Source organism: Nocardia sp. CC213A (assembly GCF_030766805.1).
Taxonomy (GTDB): domain Bacteria; phylum Actinomycetota; class Actinomycetes; order Mycobacteriales; family Mycobacteriaceae; genus Nocardia; species Nocardia otitidiscaviarum.
The window spans coordinates 1-1365 of the sequence record NZ_JASFXA010000043.1; the positions used below are offsets into that span (position 1 = coordinate 1).

Below are 1365 nucleotides of genomic sequence, written 5' to 3' on the forward strand. Positions count from 1 at the left end.
CGGCCCGAACGAGCCGACCAGGTCACCGGCCTTGATGCCCAACTCTTGGGCGGCCTTGGTCACCGCGACCACGAATGGCACCTTGCCGTCGGCATTGCCGAGCAGCACCACCACGGCGGGCTGGGTGCCGAAGCGGCCCTTGATATCGGAGACCAGGGTGCGCAGATCACCCGCGCCCACGCCCTCGGGCGCGGCCTCGGCCACCAGCAGCACCTCACCGATCCGCTGCGCGGCGTCGACGAACGTCCCCGCCGACGACAGCACCGCGGCCATCTTGGTGCGCTCGAGTTCCTTCTCGGCCACCTTGAGCCGCTCCACCAACTGCTCCACCCGCGCGGGCACCTCCTCCGAGGGCACCTTCAACGACGACGCGACACCGGCCAGCAGCGCCCGCTCCTTGGCCAGGTACTTGTACGAGTCCAGGCCCACGAAAGCTTCCACGCGGCGGATACCGGAACCGACCGACGACTCACCGAGCACCGTGATCGGACCGATCTGCGAGGAATGCGCCACGTGCGTACCGCCGCACAGCTCCATGGAGAACGGTCCGCCGATCTCCACCACGCGCACCTCGTCGCCGTAGTTCTCGCCGAACAGCGCCAGCGCGCCCATCTGCTTGGCCTTGGGCAGATCGGTGACGAAGGTGTTCACCGAATAGTCCGCGCCGACCGCGTCATTGGACACGGCCTCGATATCGGCCTTCTGCTGCTCGGAGAGCTGACCCTGCCAGTTGAAGTCGAAACGCAGATAGCCGGGCTTGTTGAGCGAACCGGCCTGCACCGCGTTGGGACCGAGCACCTGCCGCAGCGCGGCGTGCACCATGTGGGTGCCCGAGTGGCCCTGGGTCGCGCCGCGCCGCCACGCCGGATCGGCCTGGGCGAGCACGATATCGCCCTCGGTGAGCTGCCCGGCCTCGACGGTGGTCTTGTGCACCCACAGTTTCTTGGCGATCTTCTGCACATCGTTGACGCGCACCTTCACCCCGTGTGAGGAGGTGATGGTGCCGCGGTCGGCGATCTGACCGCCGGACTCGGCATAGAGCGGGCTGCGGTCCAGGATCACCTCGACATCGGTGCCCGCCTCGGCCACCGGCACCCGCACGCCGTCGGCGATGAGCGCGAGAACCGTTGCCTCCGAGGTCAGTTCGTCGAAACCGGTGAACTCGGTCGCGCCGCGGTCGACCAGCTCCTTGTAGATGGACAGGTCGGCGTGGGCGTGCTTGCGCGCGGCGGCGTCCTCCTTGGCGCGCTGGCGCTGCTCGGCCATGAGCGAGCGGAAGCCCGCCTCGTCCACCTCGAGCCCGGCCTCCGACGCCATCTCCAGGGTCAGATCGATCGGGAAACCATAGGTGTCGTGCAGGGTGAA

At 68.3% G+C, this 1365-nt stretch carries 1 protein-coding gene; it reads right to left on the minus strand.

Annotation, left to right across the window (positions count from 1 at the left end; all coding sequences use genetic code 11):
* Nucleotides 1-1365, minus strand: a 1365-nt coding sequence (locus QJS31_RS37225) for an alanine--tRNA ligase-related protein (RefSeq protein ID WP_306359025.1), incomplete at both ends; no start/stop codon positions are given.